Origin of the sequence: Leptothermofonsia sp. ETS-13 (assembly GCF_049200465.1) — a bacterium.
GTDB lineage: Bacteria > Cyanobacteriota > Cyanobacteriia > Leptolyngbyales > Leptolyngbyaceae > Leptothermofonsia.
This window is the reverse complement of sequence record NZ_CP120836.1, coordinates 2,468,321-2,489,378: the sequence shown is the minus strand read 5'-3', so window position 1 is coordinate 2,489,378 and position 21,058 is coordinate 2,468,321. Positions and strand designations below refer to the sequence as shown.

At 50.6% G+C, this 21,058-nt stretch carries 24 protein-coding genes; 10 read left to right on the top strand and 14 right to left on the bottom strand.

From position 1 onward, the window contains the following. Nucleotides 1-68 precede the first annotated feature (68 nt). Together P4D80_RS11190 and P4D80_RS11185 are read left to right on the top strand one after the other, a co-directional pair. The gene (locus P4D80_RS11190; RefSeq protein ID WP_421659229.1) at nt 69-1,376 is read left to right on the top strand and encodes a CO2 hydration protein; all 1,308 of its coding nucleotides are present in this window, start codon (nt 69-71) and stop codon (nt 1,374-1,376) included. A gap of 36 nt (nt 1,377-1,412) precedes the next feature. Next, nucleotides 1,413-1,814: a fasciclin domain-containing protein gene (locus P4D80_RS11185; protein ID WP_421659227.1), complete on the top strand. Its 402-nt coding sequence runs from the start codon at nt 1,413-1,415 to the stop codon at nt 1,812-1,814. Nucleotides 1,815-1,824: 10 nt separating this feature from the next. Here the strand turns inward: P4D80_RS11185 and P4D80_RS11180 are convergent, their stop codons facing one another. Beyond that, entirely contained in the window at nt 1,825-1,956 is a 132-nt protein-coding gene (locus tag P4D80_RS11180) for a hypothetical protein (protein WP_421659226.1), read from the bottom strand. Nucleotides 1,957-2,203: 247 nt separating this feature from the next. Then, nucleotides 2,204-2,623 (bottom strand): hypothetical protein, encoded by a 420-nt coding sequence (locus tag P4D80_RS11175; protein ID WP_421659224.1) that lies wholly within the window; start codon nt 2,621-2,623, stop codon nt 2,204-2,206. A gap of 159 nt (nt 2,624-2,782) precedes the next feature. On the opposite strand from P4D80_RS11175, the gene P4D80_RS11170 reads away from it, so the two are divergent. Beyond that, complete coding sequence (locus P4D80_RS11170; protein WP_421659223.1) at nt 2,783-4,726, top strand: ABC-F family ATP-binding cassette domain-containing protein; 1,944 nt, start codon at nt 2,783-2,785, stop codon at nt 4,724-4,726. Between the two features lie 84 nt (nt 4,727-4,810). After that, complete coding sequence (locus P4D80_RS11165) at nt 4,811-5,482, top strand: DUF938 domain-containing protein (protein WP_421659222.1); 672 nt, start codon at nt 4,811-4,813, stop codon at nt 5,480-5,482. Between the two features lie 87 nt (nt 5,483-5,569). Here P4D80_RS11165 and P4D80_RS11160 read toward each other — a convergent pair whose 3' ends face one another. From P4D80_RS11160 to ilvA, 3 genes are read right to left on the bottom strand one after another with little or no spacing between them, the layout of a single operon-like run. Then, nucleotides 5,570-5,698 carry a hypothetical protein gene (locus P4D80_RS11160; RefSeq protein WP_421659220.1) on the bottom strand — a complete coding sequence of 43 codons (129 nt, stop codon included), beginning with the start codon at nt 5,696-5,698 and terminating at the stop codon, nt 5,570-5,572. Continuing rightward, nucleotides 5,695-5,829, bottom strand: coding sequence for a hypothetical protein (locus tag P4D80_RS11155; protein WP_421659219.1), 135 nt, complete (start codon nt 5,827-5,829; stop codon nt 5,695-5,697). Before P4D80_RS11155 ends, P4D80_RS11160 begins: the two co-directional genes overlap by 4 nt. Nucleotides 5,830-5,837: 8 nt before the next feature. Then, entirely contained in the window at nt 5,838-7,379 is a 1,542-nt protein-coding gene (gene ilvA / locus P4D80_RS11150; protein WP_421659520.1) for a threonine ammonia-lyase, biosynthetic, read from the bottom strand. A 269-nt stretch (nt 7,380-7,648) separates the two neighbouring features. Here ilvA and P4D80_RS11145 point away from each other — a divergent pair, with 269 nt between their 5' ends. The 4 genes from P4D80_RS11145 (at nt 7,649) to P4D80_RS11130 (ending at nt 10,507) form a co-directional block, all read left to right on the top strand. Continuing rightward, nucleotides 7,649-8,728: a 3-deoxy-7-phosphoheptulonate synthase gene (locus P4D80_RS11145; protein WP_421659218.1), complete on the top strand. Its 1,080-nt coding sequence runs from the start codon at nt 7,649-7,651 to the stop codon at nt 8,726-8,728. A gap of 76 nt (nt 8,729-8,804) precedes the next feature. Beyond that, nucleotides 8,805-9,353, top strand: coding sequence for a Uma2 family endonuclease (locus P4D80_RS11140; RefSeq protein WP_421659217.1), 549 nt, complete (start codon nt 8,805-8,807; stop codon nt 9,351-9,353). 111 nt (nt 9,354-9,464) lie between these two features. Further along, the gene (locus P4D80_RS11135) at nt 9,465-9,596 is read left to right on the top strand and encodes a hypothetical protein (RefSeq protein ID WP_421659216.1); all 132 of its coding nucleotides are present in this window, start codon (nt 9,465-9,467) and stop codon (nt 9,594-9,596) included. A 581-nt stretch (nt 9,597-10,177) separates the two neighbouring features. Next, on the top strand, nt 10,178-10,507 hold the full coding sequence (locus P4D80_RS11130; protein ID WP_421659215.1) for a diacylglycerol kinase family protein: 330 nt from the start codon (nt 10,178-10,180) through the stop codon (nt 10,505-10,507). Between the two features lie 255 nt (nt 10,508-10,762). Here P4D80_RS11130 and P4D80_RS11125 read toward each other — a convergent pair whose 3' ends face one another. The 4 genes from P4D80_RS11125 to P4D80_RS11110 form a co-directional block, all read right to left on the bottom strand. Then, nucleotides 10,763-12,136: a recombinase family protein gene (locus tag P4D80_RS11125; RefSeq protein ID WP_421659214.1), complete on the bottom strand. Its 1,374-nt coding sequence runs from the start codon at nt 12,134-12,136 to the stop codon at nt 10,763-10,765. Between the two features lie 21 nt (nt 12,137-12,157). Beyond that, entirely contained in the window at nt 12,158-12,592 is a 435-nt protein-coding gene (locus P4D80_RS11120; RefSeq protein WP_421659213.1) for an MAPEG family protein, read from the bottom strand. Nucleotides 12,593-12,594: 2 nt separating this feature from the next. After that, a complete protein-coding gene (locus P4D80_RS11115; RefSeq protein WP_421659212.1) occupies nt 12,595-13,143 on the bottom strand; it encodes a hypothetical protein in 549 nt (182 codons plus the stop codon). Between the two features lie 160 nt (nt 13,144-13,303). Beyond that, nucleotides 13,304-13,666, bottom strand: coding sequence for a VOC family protein (locus tag P4D80_RS11110; RefSeq protein WP_421659211.1), 363 nt, complete (start codon nt 13,664-13,666; stop codon nt 13,304-13,306). A 221-nt stretch (nt 13,667-13,887) separates the two neighbouring features. Here P4D80_RS11110 and P4D80_RS11105 point away from each other — a divergent pair, with 221 nt between their 5' ends. Beyond that, nucleotides 13,888-15,600 (top strand): pseudouridine synthase, encoded by a 1,713-nt coding sequence (locus P4D80_RS11105; protein ID WP_421659210.1) that lies wholly within the window; start codon nt 13,888-13,890, stop codon nt 15,598-15,600. Between the two features lie 9 nt (nt 15,601-15,609). Then, nucleotides 15,610-16,584, top strand: a complete 975-nt coding sequence (locus P4D80_RS11100) for a 50S ribosomal protein L11 methyltransferase (RefSeq protein WP_421659209.1) — start codon at nt 15,610-15,612, stop codon at nt 16,582-16,584. Here the strand turns inward: P4D80_RS11100 and P4D80_RS11095 are convergent. From P4D80_RS11095 to P4D80_RS11075, 5 genes are all read right to left on the bottom strand, one after another. Beyond that, a complete protein-coding gene (locus P4D80_RS11095; protein ID WP_421659208.1) occupies nt 16,544-17,377 on the bottom strand; it encodes a TspO/MBR family protein in 834 nt (277 codons plus the stop codon). The genes P4D80_RS11100 and P4D80_RS11095 overlap by 41 nt on opposite strands. Nucleotides 17,378-17,458: 81 nt before the next feature. Further along, nucleotides 17,459-17,596 carry a hypothetical protein gene (locus tag P4D80_RS11090; RefSeq protein ID WP_421659207.1) on the bottom strand — a complete coding sequence of 46 codons (138 nt, stop codon included), beginning with the start codon at nt 17,594-17,596 and terminating at the stop codon, nt 17,459-17,461. Between the two features lie 33 nt (nt 17,597-17,629). Next, nucleotides 17,630-19,036 carry an AAA family ATPase gene (locus P4D80_RS11085; RefSeq protein ID WP_421659206.1) on the bottom strand — a complete coding sequence of 469 codons (1,407 nt, stop codon included), beginning with the start codon at nt 19,034-19,036 and terminating at the stop codon, nt 17,630-17,632. A 72-nt stretch (nt 19,037-19,108) separates the two neighbouring features. After that, nucleotides 19,109-19,354: a hypothetical protein gene (locus tag P4D80_RS11080; RefSeq protein WP_421659205.1), complete on the bottom strand. Its 246-nt coding sequence runs from the start codon at nt 19,352-19,354 to the stop codon at nt 19,109-19,111. 139 nt (nt 19,355-19,493) lie between these two features. Then, nucleotides 19,494-21,056: a glycoside hydrolase family 1 protein gene (locus P4D80_RS11075; RefSeq protein WP_421659204.1), complete on the bottom strand. Its 1,563-nt coding sequence runs from the start codon at nt 21,054-21,056 to the stop codon at nt 19,494-19,496. Nucleotides 21,057-21,058: the final 2 nt, after the last annotated feature.

Sequence of the window (21,058 nt, the reverse complement as noted above, 5' to 3'; positions counted from 1 at the left end):
TGGCTCTTGCTGGCTCCTGGCTCCTGCCTTCTACTCAAAACTCAAAACTCTCCGAATTTTGCGAAGCTATGACTGCAACCCTGATTTCTCCTCCATCATCTGAACTGCCACCATCGGATCACGAATTTGCTGAGGTGATTCACCGCTTGGAGGCGGGTGGCTCAATGCTGCCGGATACTCCCGAAAATTTGATGCAGATCATTGGTATCTACAAAGCCTATGCAGTGCCAATGGATTTTTATTGGCGTGATTTGTTATACATTGCCGAACGAGTATTTTTGAATCCGCTGCCCGCGTTCAAGTATTTTCTGCCCCAGGAATACCTGGACTTGAAGAACCACTATGCCGGGGACGATGCAGACCTGAGGATCTGGCGGGGATACGCAACGGCTCATCATGAGCTATTGGAGTTCATGGAGAAAGGCGAACTGAAGCGGAAGTTGCCCAAGTTGTTCCATCACCTGTGGCACGATCGCGTCAACATGGAGTTTGCCGAAGCCTGTATGCAGGCAATGTTCTGGCATGGCAAAGATATGGGCTGGGGTAAATTTCACGATTATCTGGAGTCTGAGGAATACTGTGCCAATGCCGATCGCGCGATTCGAGCTTATTTCAAAGGCAATCCCATCATGCTGGGGTTGTACAAACTATTCCCAGATATGTTCCTGGAGCAGGTGCGGCAACTGTCCTACTACGCCAATCTAGGGTTGTTCTGGGAAGTGATGGCTCCGGTCTTTTTTGAAATTTCGGACCGCTACGACGAAGGCAGCATCACCACAGTTCCGGAAGCGATGAATTTTCTGGTGAATGGTATCTTTGCGATCGCTGGTCGTCCCATTTATCACCATGTTTATATCGATGGGGAATGCTATGAAATTATTCCCAAATCAAAGGGCTTTACCTGGCTCTATGAAGCTGCCCTTCCCTATGTAGAAGCCGTCTTTTACCGCACGGCTCCCTTCCGTGGTACCAAATCTTACAACGCCCAGGCTGGGCAGGTACCTCTGGATCAAAAAGACTTTCACTACGGCATTCTCTACGCTGATGTATTCCCCGTTGGCACTGCCGGAATTCCGCCCACACTGCTGATGCAGGATATGCTGCATTTTCTGCCCCCTTACCTGGTGGAGTACTACAAGCATCATTGTCGCGGAGAGGATGACATCCTGATTCAGTTGGGTATCAGTTTCCAGCGATCGATGTATAACGTCACCTCGGCGGTCATTCAGGCCCTCCGCACTGCACTCCTGTATCCGCTAGATGACCCCAACCCCCGCCACCTGATGGCCAACCGCAAGTTTTTTGAAGCTCAGCTTGATCGCTTCAAACGTTCAGAAGCCCGTCTCCGTGACATTCAACGGCAAGAATATCGTTAAAACTCATTCCCTGTCGTTCCATTTGGGTTAAATTCAATGGCTGATATTGTTGATATCGCAGTTAGTGCAGGAAGTTTTCAGACCCTGGTTACGGCTGTTCAGGTTGCTGGTCTGGTAGAAACCTTAAAAAGCCCTGGCCCTTTCACGGTCTTTGCTCCCAATGACGAGGCATTCGCTAAACTCCCTCCGGGAACCGTACAAACCCTGGTACAAAACATTCCTCAACTAACCCGGATTCTGACGTTTCATGTCGTTCCTGGAAAGTTGATGAAAGCCGATCTGGAAAAACTGGGAGTTGTCACTTCAGTCGAAGGTTCCCCCATTCCAATCAGCACCATTGATGGCTTTGAAGTGAAAAATGCCACGGTTCTTGCAGCCGATATTGAGGCAGACAATGGAGTCATTCACGTCCTTGATCGCGTCATTTTGATGGGCTAGGTTCATCAATTCAATTGAACACATAGCGCGGCAGATTAGGCTCTCCAGCCCCAAACTCCAGTGGGTCTTCACTCAAATCGTCCAACTCGCGGGTCATAGTAGCGGGTGTGGCGTTGAATCCTTCATAAGTAACAATGCTCAATAATCTGCCTGCACGAAAGGAGTAGAGAGTAGATGTCAGGGGTCAGGTTCCTGTTCCCTTGATCTTCCTTCAAGGCAGAAGGTTATAGCTCTACGCGGGAGCGTTAGGACATTGGAATTAGAGAGGAAGTGGGGGCTTCGCCCCCAGCCAGGGGTTCAACCCCTGCACCCCGTCCTAACCACAATGATTACCACTATAATAACTACATTTCACACGCTGGTAAAAAAGCTGCCTTCTCTGGGGCGAATCAAAATTGAACCCGTTTGGCCGTACCGGAAAGAAAGATTGGGTTGTAGGTCTGCAACTGTTGGGCCCCCGGAGCGACAAATTCCACTCGTTTATTAAGAATTGCTAGAGTCTGAATCGCAACTTCATTCATATCTGCGGCCAGTTGAACTTTTGGCAACAACAGGGTTACAGTTTCAAATCCCTGATCGGCATCCTTGTTTTGTAGCTGAACGGTGACCATCCGACCGAGCCCCGTTTCTTCTTGCAGGATTTCGTCACCACTAAAGGTTCTGGTTTGAACGCGATCGCTATAGCTAAATTGGGGTACTCCTGCAATGCTGCTGGCTGAAAAAGAGATTTGCGTATCATAACCTTGAAGCTCAAACAAATTGGGCTCTAGGCGGGTTGAAATCGGAGCCATTCTTTCAGTACTTTTCATCCTGATTTCTCCAAAATGATGGTTCCATTCTGGATAACTGCTTCCAGTGTTGGCAGTACCCAAACGGGTATTCCTGTAGCCGGTAAAACGACATCTTGTTCCCTGCAATGGAGTTTTGCAGCAACGTTAGACTAGGTGGCGGTATCTGATGGTTTGCTTATGGCTCTTTTTACGCTGCGATCGCTCCACAAAGACTTTGGCATCAAGGAAATTCTGCGGGATGCCAGCTTTAGCCTGGACGAAGGCGACAAGGTGGGGTTAATTGGCACCAATGGTTCCGGGAAGTCTACGCTGCTAAAAATGATTGCTGGACTGGAACCTATCGATAGCGGCGAAATCTGGATCAACTCTGGAGCCAAAATTGTTTACCTGCCCCAACAACCAGACCTGGATGAAAGCCACACAGTTTTAGAACAGGTATTTGCTGACAGTAGCAAACAGATGGCATTGGTGCGAGAGTACGAAGCCCTTTCCAATCAGTTGGCGCAGGGACAGGGTGACACCGATACCCTGATGGCAAGGCTTTCCAGTGTGTCTCAGCGCATTGAAGCGGCAGGCGCATGGGAGTTGGAAACCCAGGCCAAAGTGATTCTCAGTAAGCTCGGAATTCAGGACTTTGATGCCAGAATTGGTGACCTGTCCGGTGGCTATCGAAAGCGAATTGCCCTTGCTGCTGCACTGATTTCAGAACCGGATGTGTTGTTGATGGACGAGCCAACCAACCATCTGGATGCTTTGTCAGTCGAATGGTTACAGAGTTATTTGAATCGCTTCCGGGGAGCTTTGCTGCTGATTACGCACGATCGCTACTTTCTGGATCGCGTCACCAATCGCATCCTGGAAATCGATCGCGGCGACCTCTACACCTACTCTGGCAACTACGCCTATTACCTGGAGAAAAAAGCAGAAGCGGAAGAATCTGCCACCAGCACTCAGCGCAAACATGCTGGAGTATTACGGCGAGAGCTGGAATGGCTGAAACGTGGACCCAAAGCCCGCAGTACAAAACAAAAAGCCCGGATTGATCGCATCCGGGCCATGCAGGTCCAGGAATTCAAGCAAACCCAGGGCAAAGTTGAGATTGCCACCTCAGGTCGTCGCATTGGCAAAAAAGTAATTGAACTCACCAATATTTGTAAATCCTACGGCGATCGCACCCTGATCAAAAACTTCACCTACACCTTTAATCCAGAAGATCGGATTGGCATTATCGGCAGCAACGGGGTGGGGAAGTCTACCCTGATGGATATCATCACCGGACGAGTGCAACCCGATTCTGGTACCGTTGAAATCGGTTCCACCATTCACATCGGCTATTTCGACCAACATTCCGAAGATCTCATTCCCAATGCCAATCAACGAGTGATTGATTACCTGAAAGACGTGGCGGAACTGGTGAAAACAGCCGATGGTAGCGTCATCACCGCTTCCCAAATGTTGGAACGGTTTTTGTTTCCTCCCAACCAGCAATACGCTCCTATCCACAAACTTTCTGGGGGCGAAAAGCGGCGACTGTTTTTACTGCGTGTGCTGATGAGTGCTCCTAATGTGCTGATTCTGGATGAACCCACAAACGACCTGGATGTGCAAACCCTGGCTGTTTTAGAAGAATATCTGGAAGATTTCAACGGTTGTGTAATTGTGGTGTCGCACGATCGCTACTTCCTCGATCGCACTGTTGACACCATCTTTGCCTTTGAGTCCGGTGGTACTCTGCGGCAATATCCCGGTAATTACTCCGTTTACCTGGATTACAAACAGGAGGAAGAAGCGGGCGACCAAGAGCGCGATCGCCCAGACAAACGCATCTCTCCATCTGCAACGACCGATCCAAAGTCTCCGGTGACATCCTCCTCTTCAAATTCAAACCCAGTAGCAAAACCCCGCAAGCTCTCCTTCAAAGAAAAGCGAGAATACGAACAACTGGAAACTCAAATTCCCACGATGGAAGCCGAGAAAGAAGAGCTTGAAAAACGGCTTTACAACGATCCGCCCACTGACTTCGCTGAAATGCAAACACTGACTGCACGACTAGCAGAACTGAGTGAGGCGATCGACACTGCTACAGAACGATGGCTGGAACTGGCTGAGCGAGAGAGTTAGGAAAAGTTAGTGAGAATTGCCCACCCATGCCCCACCCATTCACCCATCCATTCCATCACCCCATCACCCCTCTCCCCTCACAGTATGTCCATTGACGCTCGCCAATATGCAACCGCGACCCAGCGTAACCGGGAACCAATTCTAGAAGTGCTGTTAAAGGTGTTGCCACCGACCGGCACCGTACTGGAAATTGCCAGCGGAACGGGGGAACATGCGGTCTTTTTTGCTCCCAGGCTTCATCCGCGCCGGTGGCTTCCGTCAGATCCAAACCCGGTAGCACGAGATAGCATTGCCGCCTGGCGAGAATACTACCCCGCGGAGAATCTGTATCCACCGATCGCCCTCAATGCCTGCGAATCAATCTGGTCAGTTGAACAGAATGAACTGCCAGACACATTACAGGGAACGGACTTTCAGCGGGATTCAATCGTGGCGATCGTCAATATCAACATGATTCACATCGCCCCCTGGAGGGCCTGTTCAGGACTGATAGCAGGAGCCAGTCGCATTCTTCCAGTCGGGGGTATTTTGTACCTTTATGGACCGTTCAAGCAAGGTGGAAAGCATACGGCCCCTAGTAATGAAGCCTTTGACCAGAGCCTGCGCATGCAAAACCCTGAATGGGGCGTACGAGATCTGGATGAGGTGGTTGCGATCGCCCAGACGCATAATCTTTCACTGGTCAGGACGGTTGCCATGCCTGCCAATAACCTGTCTGTTGTTTTCAAACTCTCAGCTCCCCGACTTTTGCATTAAATTCTTGGCCGAAAGGCTAAATCTGAAGAAGAAGTCAGGGAGCTTAAAGGGGAGCCACAAAACTAAGAATCCAATAGCGCAAAAGTCCTATACGGCTGACAAGCTCCACATCAGCGGTGGCTTTAGCAGAATCTGGTTGATTAATTGTTCAAATAAACGACGAACGACCGGATAGGTTGGCAGCATATTTCTGGTGATGTCTTCCTTGAGTGTCAAAGCAAAACCGCTTTCCTGAGCAAGCTTCTGATAGTCGGCCAGTGTAACACCTGTTGCACATCCGTATCTCCCAGGTTGATCTGCTCCAGAAGAACATCGAAATAGGGGAGGGGAATTTTGGCAGATCGCATCTTCGTTACTATCCTAAAAACAATTTGTAGGCTGGGTTCTGACTTTCATCCCAGTAACGGTAGCCCAGGTTATCCAGAAAAGCCTGCCACTCTTCCATTTCATGGGGGGGCACCTGCATGCCAACCACGATTCGTCCGTAGTCGGCTCCATTGTTGCGGTAGTGGAAAAGGCTGATATTCCAATCAGGACTCATACGGCTGACAAATTGCATGAGAGCCCCTGGACGTTCTGGAAACTCAAATCGGTAAAGTAGCTCATTATGGGCCAGGGGAGAACGCCCGCCTACCATGTGCCGCAGGTGCAGTTTCGTCAGTTCGTCATCGGTCAGGTCAAGGGTCTTAAAGCCACAGGATTCAAACGTTGCTGCCATTTTGGCTGCATCTGCTCGATTTTCAATTTGAACTCCCACAAAAATGTGGGCTTCTTTCTCATCAGCAATGCGGTAGTTAAATTCGGTGAGGCTGCGTTTGCCAATACATTCGCAGAATCGACGGAGAGTACCCGGTTCTTCGGGAATCGTGACGGCAAAAATGGCTTCGCGGCGTTCGCCTAGTTCTGCTCGCTCGGCGACAAAGCGGAGGCGATCGAAATTCATATTGGCCCCGCAGGCAACGGCAATCAGCGTTTCCCCTTCAATTTGCTCCCGCTCGACATAAGCTTTGGCTCCCGCGATTGCCAGTGCACCTGCCGGTTCCAGAATCGATCGCGTATCTTCAAACACATCCTTAATGGCGGCACAGGTGGCATCCGTATCCACGAGCAGAATGTCATCTACGTATTGCTGACAGAGCCAGAAGGTTTCTTCCCCCACCTCGCGCACTGCAACCCCATCGGCAAACAAGCCAACCTGGGGGAGCCGTACCCGTTTTCCGGCTTTCAGCGATCGATACATGGCATCTGCGTCCACCGGTTCCACACCAATGATTTTGATTTCTGGGCGAATGCGTTTGACGTAGGCTCCAATTCCAGAAATTAAGCCACCGCCGCCGATTGCCACAAAAATGGCATGGATGGGCTGCTGATACTGCCGCAAAATCTCCATCCCAATCGTTCCCTGCCCGGCAATGACATCGGGATCATCAAAGGGATGGATGAAGGTTAACCCTTTTTCAGCTTCTAGCTGACGGGCATAGGCATAGGCATCGTCGTAGGTATCTCCATACAACACTACCTCCCCTCCCCGTGCTTTCACCGCATCCACCTTGACCTGAGGCGTCGTCACAGGCATCACAATGATCGCCCGTGTACCAAGTTGATGAGCCCCCAGAGCAACTCCCTGGGCATGGTTTCCGGCAGAGGCCGCAATTACCCCCTGAGCTAGCTGGTCGGGTGGCAGCTTCGCCATTTTGTTGTAAGCGCCGCGCAGTTTGAAGGAGAAGACAGACTGCATATCTTCCCGCTTCAGCAGTAGCTTGTTGTTGAGTCGTGCAGATAGATTGGGAGCAAAGTCTAATGGCGTTTCCTGAGCCACATCGTAGACACGGGCCGTCAGGATGAGTTGCAGGTAGTCGCAAAACATGGTGTGGGAGGAGGTGAGTAAATGCCGGATGGAAGACAATTTTACGTTACTTTTGGGACACCATTGGGCAGGTACTCCCAGGGATTGTCTCCTGGTAAATTTCATCGAAGGTTTAAACTGGTGAGGTTGGGGTTCATTACTCAGTCTCCAAGAGCCGGATTGAACCTGATAAGCTGCTAGTGGTCTATCAAGAATTTTTTAAGGAATTTTATCCCTTAAAAAGTAACCTCTACAGTCAGATCGATCCATCCATTCCAAAGCTGAGAAGCTGCTAGTTAAAAGACCGGGGTTCATTGTTAATGCTTCTAAATCTCATGCGCAAAACCTACGACCTGCACGTTGTTGAGACCCGTCCTCTGCTGAGCCCAGCCTACATCCACAGCGAACTGCCCATTACGGAACAAGCCGCTGCTCTGGTTGGGGAAACACGCGATCGCATCCGTAACATTTTGCAAGGAAAGGACAACCGCCTGCTGGTGATTGTGGGTCCCTGCTCCATCCACGATGTGAATGCAGCCCATGAGTATGGAGAGAAGCTGGCTAAGCTACGCATTGATCTGGAAGATCAGCTTGAGATTGTCATGCGGGTCTATTTTGAGAAGCCACGGACAACCATTGGCTGGAAAGGGCTCATCAATGACCCCCACCTGGACGGCAGCTATGACATCAACACCGGATTGCGCCTCGCCCGCAAATTGCTGCTCGATCTAGCTCATCTCGGCTTACCCGCAGCCACCGAATTACTCGATCCTATCATTCCGCAATACATTGCTGATGTAATTTCCTGGACTGCGATTGGTGCCCGCACCACCGAAAGCCAGACCCATCGCGAAATGGCATCCGGGCTTTCCATGCCCGTTGGGTTCAAAAATGGAACGGATGGGGGGCTGGGCACAGCGATAAATGCGATGCTGGCCGCGAGTCGTCCCCATCATTTCTTAGGTATTAACGCTCATGGTCTGGCTAGCATCGTGACCACCACCGGAAATCCCGATGGTCACATTGTTCTGCGCGGCGGAAAGAGCGGTCCAAACTACGACGCTACCCATGTCGAGAAAGCTGCCAGAGAGTTAGGCAAACATGGGTTAAATCGGCGCATGATGATTGATTGCAGCCATGACAATGCCGGAAAAGACCACACCCGCCAGCCGATCGCCCTCCAGAGCATTGCAGAACAGATCAAATCGGGCTCCTCGTACATCATGGGCGTCATGATTGAGAGCCATCTGGTTGCGGGCAATCAACCCATTCCCAAGGATCTGTCTCAACTGGTCTACGGGCAAAGCATCACCGATGCCTGCGTTGACCTGCCAACGACGGCTGAGATGCTGCGTCATCTGGCAGAGGCCGTTAGCATCAGCCGCTTACAGACGGTTTAATGGCACAATTGAAGGCACAATATAGAAAAAAGGCCGTCGGTTAGCTTGAAGTCAGCATTTGCCTCTAGAGAACAATATGTCTCTCACCATTAAAGATCTGGAGAAAGTACAGCAGTGTCTTCCTGACTACCGCCTGGAATTGGTTCATGGGGAAATTATTGTCATGAGTCCATCAGGTTTAGAGTCAAATGAAGTAGCTGCTGAGATTATTCGGCAATTGGGTAATTGGGTACGTCCACGCCGTCTCGGTCGGGTAGCGGCTTCCAGTGCGGGCTACATTCTTCCCAATGTTAATGAGGATGTGCGTGCGCCTGATTTTTCATTTATTCGGGCGGAACGGTTGAGAAAGACAACTAGGAAATTTGCGCAATTGGTTCCTGACCTGATGTTCGAGGTTACTTCTGGAGGTGACTCTCTCGATGCTTTGAGAGCAAAAATTCAAGAATTTCTATCCCTTGGGACTCTGGTTGGTGTTTTAGTGGATCCCAGAACTCGGATTCTAGAGGTTTACCGCGCTGGCGCTGAAGCTGTGATTCTCAGAGATGGCGATGTGCTGACATTGCCTGATTTGCTTCCAGGTTGGGAGATGGAGGTTGAGAGTATTTGGGCACCAGAGTTTGACTGAAGGACTGAGACTAAGCGGATTTAGATTTAGTAGGCTTGAAGGAGAGCGATCGCCCTGCCCATCTAGGGTTATGAGCGATCGCACAGGGGGGCATTCAACGCCTCAAATTTTATGACTCAAGCGGCCATTGTTTTACTGATCATTGGACTGATTATCGCTAGGATTCTAGTTCAGTCTGTCTTCGTCAGGCGACGGCGCGATCGCATCAAACACCGTTCCTTTTTGCTGCTCCAGCCCTGCTGATAACAGCCTTTCTGTTGTGCCTTATTCGCCCGATTGGAGTCTGGCTCAGCACCATTGGGGCAACCCATCCATCCGGCAACCCGCTGGTTGTTTGGTTAGTTTGGTATTCGAGGTGTCTGCTCCCTATACTATCTGTCCTATGCTTTAGGTCTGCTTTAGGTCAGGGCTTAAAAATGAGTTAGGAGAACTGATTGCCTAGACAACCTTTATCGTTGTCGTTATTTCAGTCACTTTGTATGGAATCAGTGCAACACCATTGATGAAATTGTATGAGCAAAATGTTGAAGGTAATAATTCCCTGGAAAAGACGTCACATTAGAATCAGTTAAGGAGTCATAAAACGTTTTAATTTAGGAAAATGGATAGAGAGCAAAGTCGCAAGCTAGTGCTAGATTTTGGGTAAGTAGGTAGTCATCATTAATTTGTAAAGGGGGGAGTGGGGGCTGCGCCCTCAGGCAGGGGGTTTCACCCCCTCCACCCCAGAAACTATCTTTAATTTAATTTAATTTAATTTAATTGCACCTGGCTACTTATGACCTGATTTCCACTTAGAAATTACCAGTGGGTTCTCTAGCCGAATCATGAACCCAATTTCTGGTGACGATCAGCCAAACCCAATGAAATTGCTCGACATTGTAGCAGCCATGGAAGTGGAGAGTATTCGGGCTGATCCTGCCTTTACCAAACCTGACGAATCTCCTGCACTTATTGCACAACAGGTTGTGGAAGAAGGCTACGACATGGTTGTAGTTGGGGGTACAGTAAGCGAGGTTGCCAGGGGGCTAATCCATGCTTCTATCCCTTTGGGAATTTTACCCATTGAGACTTATATAGCGGTAGTCATCATGGTTAGGATGGGGGGCAAGGGGGGGAACCCCTGGCTGGGGGCTTCGCCCCCACTCCCTCTCTAATTCCAATGTCCTAACGCACCCGCGTAGAGCTATAATCCAAAGATGATGGCAGCTTGAACTACCCCAAGAACAATGCTGCGACGCGATCGCAAAATTCTCCAGTTTGGAAAAATCACATTCTCTCTCTCCTGAAAATCACATTCTCTCTCCTGAAAAGTTGACCTGAATTTACTCTTCACCAGGGTAGAGAATGCCATGGCGCAAATCGTCGCCCTATGGATAGAAAGGAAAGCCGCATCAATTAGAAAGTATCAATTAGAAAATAAACGCCAGCTTAAGCTGCCAACCCTGCTCCTGCCGGATGAGTTCAATTTGGCGAATAAATTCGCGAAAGTAGAAACGGCGCTCGGATTCAGAAAGATCAAGCCAGAACTGAGGAATGGAAACCGCCTGTGCGATCGCCTGCAAACTTACAGGTGGCAACTGGGAGAGGTTTCCTTGCAATTCAGCCATTTCGGTACGCAGTTTGTAAGCTCTCAGATCCGCTGTTTCCTGATCGAGAACTCCGCTGGAAACGAGGGAAGGCAGTTGCTCTAGAATGGCTTGTTTGGCAGCGATCGCCCCTCCAATCTCCTGTTTAATGGCATCCATATCGGGCATGGTGGCACTGGTGACGGCACGGGGCAGGTCTTCACAAATCCGCTCAATGGTTCGCTGCAAAACCTGCTCATAAGGAACCAATTTGCACCTGGGCTGTTTGGGGCAACCAACTGGGCGCAGGTAAAGATATTCCTGGTCTTTGCGGGGTGCGGAGACGCGAGTGACGGTCATGGGAGACTGACATTCACTACAGACAACCAGTCCTGCCAGCGATTGCGGCGCGCTGGCCGTTCGGGGGGGCAGGCGACGGTTTCGGCGCAGAAGGCGATCGACCTGGGCTGCTTCATCCCGTGAAATGATTGCCTCATGGGTATCGGCCACAACTTCGCCATCGCGATATTCCAGGTCGCCTCGATAAACCGGATTGATGAGCCAGCGATGCCCGGTTGAAACCGAAATTTTCTTGCCATATCGCTTCGCCAGGTAACGAACGGCTCCACTCAAGGAACCATACAGGAGAAACTGTTCAAAAAAATCTTTCACAACAGGAGCTGTGGCACGGTCGATTGTGTAACGGTTCTTTCCCCGTCGATACCCGTAGGGGGCTTTTCCAGGGGGAGGCAGGGCTTTGATGCGGTTGCGGGCGTGCCCCTGACGGATACGACGGCTGCGTTGCTCACGCTGGAGTTGTTGGAGGAGTTTGAGGAAATCAGCCTGGAGGGGGGTGGCTGGAGTGGGATGTGGAGTGTGGGGAGTGGGGTGTGGGGAGGATGCAATAGTGATGAGGCGAATGTTGAGGGATTCGAGTTCAGAAAGGCGATCGCCCACTTCCTGGACAGAGTTGCCCAATTCTTCCAAGGATCGCACCAGCAGAAAATCAACAGGGTCCGCCTGACAATCCTGTAAAAGCTGTCGCCATTGGGAACGCGGTTGGGCGATCGCATTCTTCGTTCCTTTTCGTTTACTCAACTCAACCGGGTTGCTGACCGCCATATCTTGATAAACCCGATCCACTTCCCAGCCCCATGCCTCTGGATCAGGTTTCGATTCGAGTAGTGGATCGCTATAGAGGTAGGCGACGATTCTCATAGAGAAGAGTGAGAGGGGCGATCACACTGCCTGTATTACGATAATAATTCCGATGGCAAACATACAGATAATTTGTGTGAAAAAGAACGCAAACCGGATTGCCGTAACGGTATTTGTCTGCTCAAAGGTGATGTGTACAATCGTTTGACAAATTCGAGCAATCAGAAGCACAACCGCTAGGATATCTAAATGACTACTTTGAATACCAGAAGCAATGATCACCACGACAATTGCTCCATAAACAGGCAAATTTTCTACACAGTTTGCGTGGGCCCGCATTGCCCGACGATACCAAGCTTCCCCGTGGACTATGTCAGCCAGAAACTCATTGATTTGCGCCTTTCCGGTCAAGATGCGACTCCAACGGTATATACCAACCGTCGCTAGCAGCGTTATCAGCGTCCAGCCAGCAAAACCAAGGAGCACCCAAACTGGAATAGTTACTGGATTTGACACATTTAGCGATCAGCCACAGGATTGCGAGAGGTTGGTGTTACCAGCGAGGTTCGCTTTACTCCATTGCAACTACCCCCGGCAGAATTATTGCATGGAAAATCAGCAAATTCACAAGAAGTTCCCGGCAAACATTTCAGGTAACTGACATCGCAGGAGTAATTGCCGTCTTTGAACAGGCGACTGACGGCAAACACTTTTTCGCACTTGAAGTGGAATGCCTCCTCTACCGTTTTCACATCAAAAATCCGACAGTGCTCTGGCTTGCGTGAGTGGTCTTTCTTCAATGCATCTGATGTGGTGACCGCACAAACAAGGACCCTGGCTCCCGGTTGAGCAGGTTCTGTTTTAGTGGAAACGGTGGTCGATTGGGGTGGATTTGGGCGGCGACTACTGGCTGGAGATTCACTGGTCGAGGTCTGCGACGGGTTAGTGTCACGGTTGGTTGGAAGGGGGCCTCCGAGCAGTTTAGAGTGGTAACCCTTCGGGTTGACTGCCATACAGCCTGTGGTTGTCAAGGCAATCAGAGATACGAACAAAGCCGATCGCTGCATCGCTTTCCTCCAGAAATTCGGTGTATCGGTTGTCGAATACGATTGTCAGGATGCCCATTACAGGGATGTTACACCCATGCCCTCTTTAAGGATGGGTGAATGGGTGGATGAGTAGCTCCGCCTACTTCGCATCCACACAAAAGTTTTGAAACAAGTTGCATCAAACTTCGCTTAATTCAATCACGTTACCATCCGGGTCTTGAGTGAACAGGGCTGCCCGACCAGAAGCGCTCATTTGAATTGGACAGTGGTGAGCCAGCAAATGTTCCTTTGCCGCCTCTAAATCTGGAACAGAAAATGCGATGTGCCGATTGCGTCCCCATTTTTCGGCATTTTGTAATCCTTCTAAGCCTGACTCAGCCAGCATCAGGTGAATCTGATAACCATCTACTTCATACCAGGCTCCTGGAAACTTCAGCACCCGTTCAACCCTGGGCAGTCCTAAGACGGTTCCATAAAAATGTTTAGCCTGCTCCAGATCAGAAACGAGAATAGCTGTATGGAGGCAACGAGTGATTTGCATAGTAGAGGCACGTTTATTATAAAGACTTGATCAGACATATTATCGTGTGAGGGGTGGAGGGGTGGATGAGATTACACCCTATCGTCCCATCACCCCATTCCCTCGATGGGGTTCCTAAGCCGGAGCTTAGTAACTAGGAGAACTTATCTACTCATCCACTCTATTACCCCATTACTCCATTCCTCATCCACCCCATCCCCATCCGCCCTTTAGCCTTACCTATGACGGCTCTCCATTTACTCTCAGACTTCATTTCTCCAGGTTGTCTGATCAGCAGTTCCTCGCCAACTTACTGGTATGAAGGGCGTTGTCCGCAAACGGGTGAGTGGTTGAGGTTGCCGCGCACCCCTATGGCGGAGGCGATCGCCCGTGGCCTGATGCAACACTTTGCGAACGATGCCAGGTATTCCCATGAAGGCAAAATGTATGGTGTGCTGCTGGTGGAAACCTCGACGGGTGAAAAGCGAGTATTAAAGGCGTTCTCTGGATTGTTAAATGGCAACAGTATCGTTGCCGGATGGGTACCACCGATTCCAGGGCGAGAACAGGTTGCACTGGAAGAAGCCCAGACGCTGAAGGTTTTAGAGGCCATCAAGCAAGAATTGATGGCACTGCAACAGATTCCAGAGCGATCGCGCTACCTTACCCTATTCCAACAGTTTGAAACCCAGCTTCAGCAGCTTGCAGCCCAGCATTCCCAACGCAAGCGGGAACGTCACCATCTCCGTCAAACTTTGCTGGAAACGTTAACAGGGGCAGCCCTTGATTGTGCTCTGGAACAACTTGATGAGCAAAGCCGCAGGGATGGAATTGAGCGACGCCAGCTCAAACGTCAAAGAAATGAGTCATTACAGCCTCTCAAATCCCTGATTGAACAGGCTGATAACCGAATTCGAGAACTAAAACGACAGCGCAAAGAAATCTCTCGCCAACTTCAAGCTCAGATGCACGCCCATTACTGGTTAACCAATTTCGCCGGTGTATCTTTATCCTTGCAACAGTTAATGCCAGACGGTTCTCTGCCAACAGGAACAGGAGATTGCTGCGCGCCCAAATTATTGCACTACGCGGCTCTGCATCACCTCAAACCCCTGGCAATGGCAGAGTTTTGGTGGGGACCCTCTGCTGGAGACAAAATTCAGGGGAGATTCTATGGAGCCTGTGTAGAACGTTGTCAGCCATTAATGGGATTTTTATTGTCCGGTCTGATCAGGAATGATTTCTTACCAACCAGAGATCTTTGTGGTGAACATCGCTCTGCATCTCATCCGCCCATCCACCCATCCACCCATCTACCTCTTTATTCACCTATTCACTTTCTCTATGCGGATGAATGGCTGATTGCAGTCAACAAACCCGCTGGATTGCTTGCGGTACCGGGGCGCTACTCCGATCGCCAGGACAGTGTACTCAGCCGTCTACGTCATCAGTTGCGAGATGGTATGGCACTCAATCCCATTCACCGTCTGGATCAGGATACCTCTGGCATTTTGCTGATTGCCCGTGATCAACAGACCCACAGCCAACTGAGCCAGCAGTTTCAGCAACGGCAGGTCGATAAATTTTACGAAGCTATACTGACCGGATCAGTCACAATGGAAGGCGGTGTGATTGACCTGCCCCTGTGGGGAGATCCGGGCGATCGCCCCTATCAGAAGGTTGATTGGCAACAAGGAAAACCCAGTTTGACTCAGTTTCGGGTAATTGGAAGAGCAGGCGATCACACACGGGTTGAGTTTGTTCCCCTGACTGGAAGAACTCACCAGTTGAGAGTTCATGCGGCGGATCGGCAGGGGTTGGGAGTCCCAATTGTGGGCGATCGCCTTTACGGAGGTGAAAATGCCCCTCGGCTCCATCTCCATGCGCGAGAACTCCACTTCAACCACCCCAAAACTGGACAACTCATTCAATTGAAAACAGAAACTCCCTTTTGAGGAAAACCCATGACATGGCTGGAATTAAGCATCAATACAACCCACGAAGCCGTTGATTGGGTCAGAACCTTACTGTCCTTAACGGATTACACCAGCGTTCTGGAAGTTACCGCTTACACTGGCGCTAACCCACCGGATCAACGTCAGGAGGATGAACAGTCTCAATGGGCATGCACGCTTAGCTTTTACCTCCCTCATAATGTTCAGGCGAATGCGCACCTGGAAACCATCGAGCGGTTGCTTTCACCCCTGCATCGCACAGGAATGATTTCGGAATTAAAAACTATCCCGATTATCGAAAAGGGATCAGTTGTAGAAGTATCTCAATCACTGGTGCATCGAGTGGGGCAACGATTTGTCATTCTGGATGCCGATGCAGATTATTCATCTAAGTTGTCGAATGAAATCCCGATTCGATTACAGAAAACACTTTCCTTCGGCAGTGGGTTACATCCGACAACCATGCTCAGCTTGCGGTTACTTGAGCGATATGTTAACCCTGCTATGCATACGCTGGATCTGGGATGCGGTTCTGGTATTTTGAGTGTGGCGATCGCAAAGCTGGGGGCGACTGTTTTAGCAATTGATAATGACCCGGTTGCAGTCCAGGCGACTCAGGATGCAGTTGTCCGAAACGGTGTAGAACAACAGGTCACTACTATGCAAGGTAGCCTGGGGCAAGGAAGCACGATGGGGCACTGGATGGGATTGGGAACAATTGAGCCGGTGCTCGCCATAGACTCATCTACCCCATTTGCTCTCATCGTTGCCAATATCTTGGGGCGAATGCATCTTGCACTCGTTCAGGATTATCGATCTGCTTTAGAGCAGACAATGAAAAATACTGGATTACTCATCACATCCGGCTTTACAACCGATTATGAAAATGAAATTAATCATGCCCTTACTGAAGCCGGGTTTGAAGCCATTGATTGTGAGCGAGTTAACGAATGGGCCGCACTGGTTCATCGTCTGAACGATTAGACGTTCCTGGTGCCAGAGATTTGTGCCTCATCAGGCCAAATCCCACAAGTGCAATCAACGCGATCGCCGCCATAACTGCGGTAATCCAGATGGTTGGTTCATCAAATTGACGAATTGCGATCGCAATATAGGCCCAGACAAATACCAGCGTCAATGCCATATCAGTCCGTTGAACGGCGATAATCGCGGCAATTACAGCACCAGCAATAATCATTCCTGCCGTCCAACCCTCCGGACTCATGCCCCAGCCATTCCAATTCGTGCGATAAAGGGCCGCCGCCACGTTTACAATGGTTGCCACTGAGATCCAGCCCAAGTAGACACTAAACGGGATATGGGCAAACCATTTGCGATCGCGGTTTACCTGTACCCGGCCAATATCCAGTTGCAAGTAAGCCCCAACCAGCGATAGCAGAATAACCAGCATTGCGATTACTGAAAGCCAAAACTGGCGCAGCGTAAACAGGTAAATCCAGGCAATCTGGGCAATCGAGGCGACAATCAAGAAAATATCTACCCTGCGCAGCGTTTCATCCCCTTCCCGAACCGGACGAAATTGATAAATGCTGTAAGCGATCAGTCCCAGGTAAATCAGCCCCCAAATTGCAAATGCATAGTTTGCAGGAATAATTTGCACCCCGTTGAGAATGGTATTTGACAGGTCACCCACGTTCACTCCACCGGGGGGAAAGAAATTGGACAGGGTGTTCAACATAATCGCAGCGATGACAGCAACGGGAGTTGCGATCGCCCAGAGCGTTCCAGAATTAGTCTTTTGTGTGGTCGCTTTCATTGCGGATTCAGCAAGACATTTACATTGATGCTGCCTTGCATTTTATAGAAAAAATACCCGCCTGGGGTTTGAGGCGATCGCTTAGCCAGTCTGCCGCTGGTTAGAAAGCTGTTGATAGGCGACCGTAAAGTCCTCTGTTGTAATGTGAATGGTGCTGGGGTCGCTACCTCCCTGACGCCGAAACCGACGAATGGCTTCCGTTGCCGCCTGGTTATTCAATAGAGCAAGATCTGCCCCATTCCAGCCCTCGGTTTAGGTCGCCCAGTGGGCCAAATCCACTCCTGCTAGCGGTCGGTCTTGATTATGCACTTGCAAAATTGCCAGACGACTGCTCTGGTCTGGTAAATCAATTTTCAATTGCAAATCCAGCCGCCCGGAGCGGAGTAAGGCCGGGTCCAGCGCCTCCGGACGATTGGTAGCTCCCACAAACAGCACATGGGGGCATTCCTGCAAGCCATCCAGTTCCGTCAGCAGTTGACCAACGACGCGATCGCTCACGCCCGAATCACCCTGAAAACTGCCCCGTGCTGGAGCCAACATATCAATTTCATCCACAAACACCACACAGGGAGTTGCCTGCCGTGCTTTGGTAAACAGCTCTCGCACGGCCTGCTCCGAAGCCCCCACCCACTTACTCAACAATTCGGGGCCATTAACGGCAATAAGGTTTGCCCGTGCTTGAGCCGCAACCGCCTTAGCCAGCAATGTTTTGCCCGTACCGGGAGGTCCCCACAGCAAAACACCCCGGGGCGCTTTTGCCTTCGTCCGATGGTACAGTTCAGGGTACAGCAACGCTCCCTCAACCGCCTCCTGAAGGGTTTGTTTGACCATTTCCAGTCCACCAATCTCATCCCAGGAAACGTTGGGAGACTCAATTTCAACGGAACGCAGCACCGCAGGTTTGATGTGTTTCATCGCTTGCAGAAAGTCTGCCTGAGTCACTGTCATGGTTTTGGGGATGGGACCCGTCAGGGACGGCACCAGCCGCCGCAAAGCCGTATACGCTGCTTTCTGACAGAGGGCTTTCAAATCGGCTCCAACCATACCAACGGATTGATCTGCAATTGCTTCCAAGTCTACGAAGGAGTCTAAGGGCATGGGTTTCGTCAGAATTTTGAGGATTTCCAGCCGTCCTTTGCGATCGGGAACGCGAAATGGGATTTCCCGATCGAACCTTCCTGGACGACGGAGGGCCGGATCCAGGTGATCGGGTCGGTTAGTGGCGGCCAACACAATTACGCCTTTCGTTCGGGCAAAGCCATCCATTAAGCCCAACAGTTGGGCAACCAGCCGCTTTTCAACCTCACCTTCTACCTTGGCGCGATCGGGAGCCAGGCTATCAATTTCATCAATGAACACAATACAGGGCGCAGATCGGGAAGCTTTCTGAAAAATACTGCGCAGGCGGGCCTCGGCTTCCCCGTAATATTTGCCCATCACTTCCGGACCTACAATGGCGATGTAGTTGACCTCTAACTCTTCGGCGAGGGCGCGGGCTGTCAGCGTTTTGCCCGTTCCTGGAGGACCCACCAGCAAAACTCCTGAAGGGGGCTCTAAGCCCAATTGCTTCAGTAAATCTGGCCGTTTGAGGGGTAACTCGACCAGTTCGCGCAGTTCTCTCACGATCTCAGATAAGCCGCCCACTCCCGCCAGAGACACTGGTGGAATACTATCCGCCGGTGGTGGAGTAATGATAACCTCCTGTGTGACCGAAGAAAATGCCTCTGGTGGTTAATCGGTGTAGACGCGGCTGCTATCAGCAGGGGCACTGTCCTGGGATGACTCGTTGCTGTAACGGCGACGGGTCTTGACCTGAATATCACCTGTGTCTTCTCTACCTTCAATGACTCTAATCATGTCTAGCAGGCCTTCTACACCCTGGTCCAAAAGGTCTTCAAATTCTTTCCAGAGGTCATCCATCGATTTACACCTGTGTAGCGGGCAGCGGCGATCGCCCAATGCCTTCAGTATAGACACCGCTCTTCACTGGCTACTGATCGCTGTATAGACCTCGTTACATCTTTTCACAGCTTCGGTCGTAACCAATCAAATACCTGCTCAGCCGATAGAGTCAAAGCAATCTCTTTCAGGACTATAGCCACCGGGTGCGGGTAGCTTAGCAAAGCTGGACGAATTCCCCTTCCTCCAAACGCATTTCTCGAATGAGTTGGGCATAGGTCTCAGAGGGGCGATCGCCCAGATGATCTTCAACTAAGCGCTCCGTTCCTTTCGTAAAGTCGATGCTGAGTAGTCCAAACCGGGGCGTATAAGAACCCCATTCATAGTTGTCAGTAAGCGACCAGTGCATGTATCCGATCAAAGGCACTCCTTCCTGACGCAGACGCCTTACCTGCGCCAAGTGTAACTTCAGAAACTCACTACGACGAAGCTGATCGCTACGCTGGGTGGCAATGCTGTTGTTGGGTTTACGCCGGAGAGCCATACCATTCTCCGCAATTATGACTGGACGGTTCCCCAAATCCTCTGAATAGTACTTGCAGAAGAAGTGTAACCCTTCTGGCAAACTGCGCCAGTCCCACCATTTACTAGTAATGCCACTCATCAGCCAGCCCCGGATGGTTTTACTTTTGAACTCAAAATCTGAGAAGGATGGCAGGCGGAACAAATGGGCAACAAACGGATCGTAGTAATCAATGGCGACGTAATCAAACACCGATGGGCGCGGTGACTTATTCAGTGCTTGCAAATAGGAATCAAAGTACTGAATGTCAAACATTCGGTATCCCAGAAAGTTGGTAATGAAATGAGTGAGCCGCCCGGCCTGGTAGGGTAAATCGTGCTGGAAGGGTAAACTGGTGCGTCGCAAGGTGGCTTCTAGCTGTTTCGCTTTGTCATGAATGAACTCTCGCACCTCTGCGGGCTTGATGCCCCGTTCCGATACGCTAAGTAGATCCCAAAGGGCTTTCTCGGACCAGTAGAGGTCACTGCAAAAGGTGTTGAGCGAAACCTGCGGTGGTTCCCATCCCTCTGTCTGGTAAAGGTCATGGATGCAGTTATAGGCTTTCACATGGGCGGTGAGCAGGTGATTATAGGCTCGCAGTATGGCACTGATGCCCCGTTCTGAATGCCCTCCAGGGAATTGACCACTCAGATAGGTACTGGTAACCAGCATATTGGGTTCATTGATGGTGATGAACCAGTGAATGGGTGGCAACTGGTCATGCTGGGTAAGCCGTCGGTTGATGTGAGTAACGGTTGTGCGGACGTACTCCACAAAATAATCCACTGTATCTTCCGATAACCAGGCATCCAGTCCCAACCAGGCGGGATGGGTGAAGTGGTGCAGGGTGACAATTGGCTCCAGGCCGTGACGACGACAGGCGGCGAGGCGATCGCTGTAGGCATTCAAAGCCCCATAGTCAAAAGGTGGCGGGGATGAGGGATAGGGATTTTCCGTTGGCTGAATTCGAGCCCATTCCAGCCCAAGGCGAAACGCATTCAACCCCATCTCCTGGCAGTGCTGGAAATCTTCAGAATAGCGATTCCAGAAGTCTACGGCAGCACCAGTCGGCATTACCCGACCTTTGCGCTCACATAATGACCAGTTATTTTGGGGTTGCCTATGTCCATTGAAGCCGCCCTCGCTTTGGTAGCCTGATGTTGCTACCCCCCAGAGAAAGGCATTGGTGGGGGAAAGAAACTCCAAGTTTGCTTGCATAG

Bases quoted from the DNA above. Each gene is read 5' to 3' on its own strand.
- P4D80_RS11125 (WP_421659214.1), bottom strand. From the start codon at position 12,136: ATGAGAATCGTCGCCTACCTCTATAGCGATCCACTACTCGAATCGAAA.
- P4D80_RS11095 (WP_421659208.1), bottom strand. From the start codon at position 17,377: ATGAAAGCGACCACACAAAAGACTAATTCTGGAACGCTCTGGGCGATC.
- P4D80_RS11165 (WP_421659222.1), top strand. From the start codon at position 4,811: ATGTCCATTGACGCTCGCCAATATGCAACCGCGACCCAGCGTAACCGG.
- P4D80_RS11140 (WP_421659217.1), top strand. From the start codon at position 8,805: ATGTCTCTCACCATTAAAGATCTGGAGAAAGTACAGCAGTGTCTTCCT.
- P4D80_RS11110 (WP_421659211.1), bottom strand. From the start codon at position 13,666: ATGCAAATCACTCGTTGCCTCCATACAGCTATTCTCGTTTCTGATCTG.
- P4D80_RS11190 (WP_421659229.1), top strand. From the start codon at position 69: ATGACTGCAACCCTGATTTCTCCTCCATCATCTGAACTGCCACCATCG.
- P4D80_RS11115 (WP_421659212.1), bottom strand. From the start codon at position 13,143: ATGCAGCGATCGGCTTTGTTCGTATCTCTGATTGCCTTGACAACCACA.
- P4D80_RS11135 (WP_421659216.1), top strand. From the start codon at position 9,465: ATGACTCAAGCGGCCATTGTTTTACTGATCATTGGACTGATTATCGCT.
- P4D80_RS11175 (WP_421659224.1), bottom strand. From the start codon at position 2,623: ATGAAAAGTACTGAAAGAATGGCTCCGATTTCAACCCGCCTAGAGCCC.
- P4D80_RS11145 (WP_421659218.1), top strand. From the start codon at position 7,649: ATGCTTCTAAATCTCATGCGCAAAACCTACGACCTGCACGTTGTTGAG.
- P4D80_RS11105 (WP_421659210.1), top strand. From the start codon at position 13,888: ATGACGGCTCTCCATTTACTCTCAGACTTCATTTCTCCAGGTTGTCTG.
- P4D80_RS11130 (WP_421659215.1), top strand. From the start codon at position 10,178: ATGAACCCAATTTCTGGTGACGATCAGCCAAACCCAATGAAATTGCTC.
- P4D80_RS11155 (WP_421659219.1), bottom strand. From the start codon at position 5,829: ATGCGATCTGCCAAAATTCCCCTCCCCTATTTCGATGTTCTTCTGGAG.
- P4D80_RS11185 (WP_421659227.1), top strand. From the start codon at position 1,413: ATGGCTGATATTGTTGATATCGCAGTTAGTGCAGGAAGTTTTCAGACC.
- P4D80_RS11170 (WP_421659223.1), top strand. From the start codon at position 2,783: ATGGCTCTTTTTACGCTGCGATCGCTCCACAAAGACTTTGGCATCAAG.
- P4D80_RS11075 (WP_421659204.1), bottom strand. From the start codon at position 21,056: ATGCAAGCAAACTTGGAGTTTCTTTCCCCCACCAATGCCTTTCTCTGG.
- P4D80_RS11100 (WP_421659209.1), top strand. From the start codon at position 15,610: ATGACATGGCTGGAATTAAGCATCAATACAACCCACGAAGCCGTTGAT.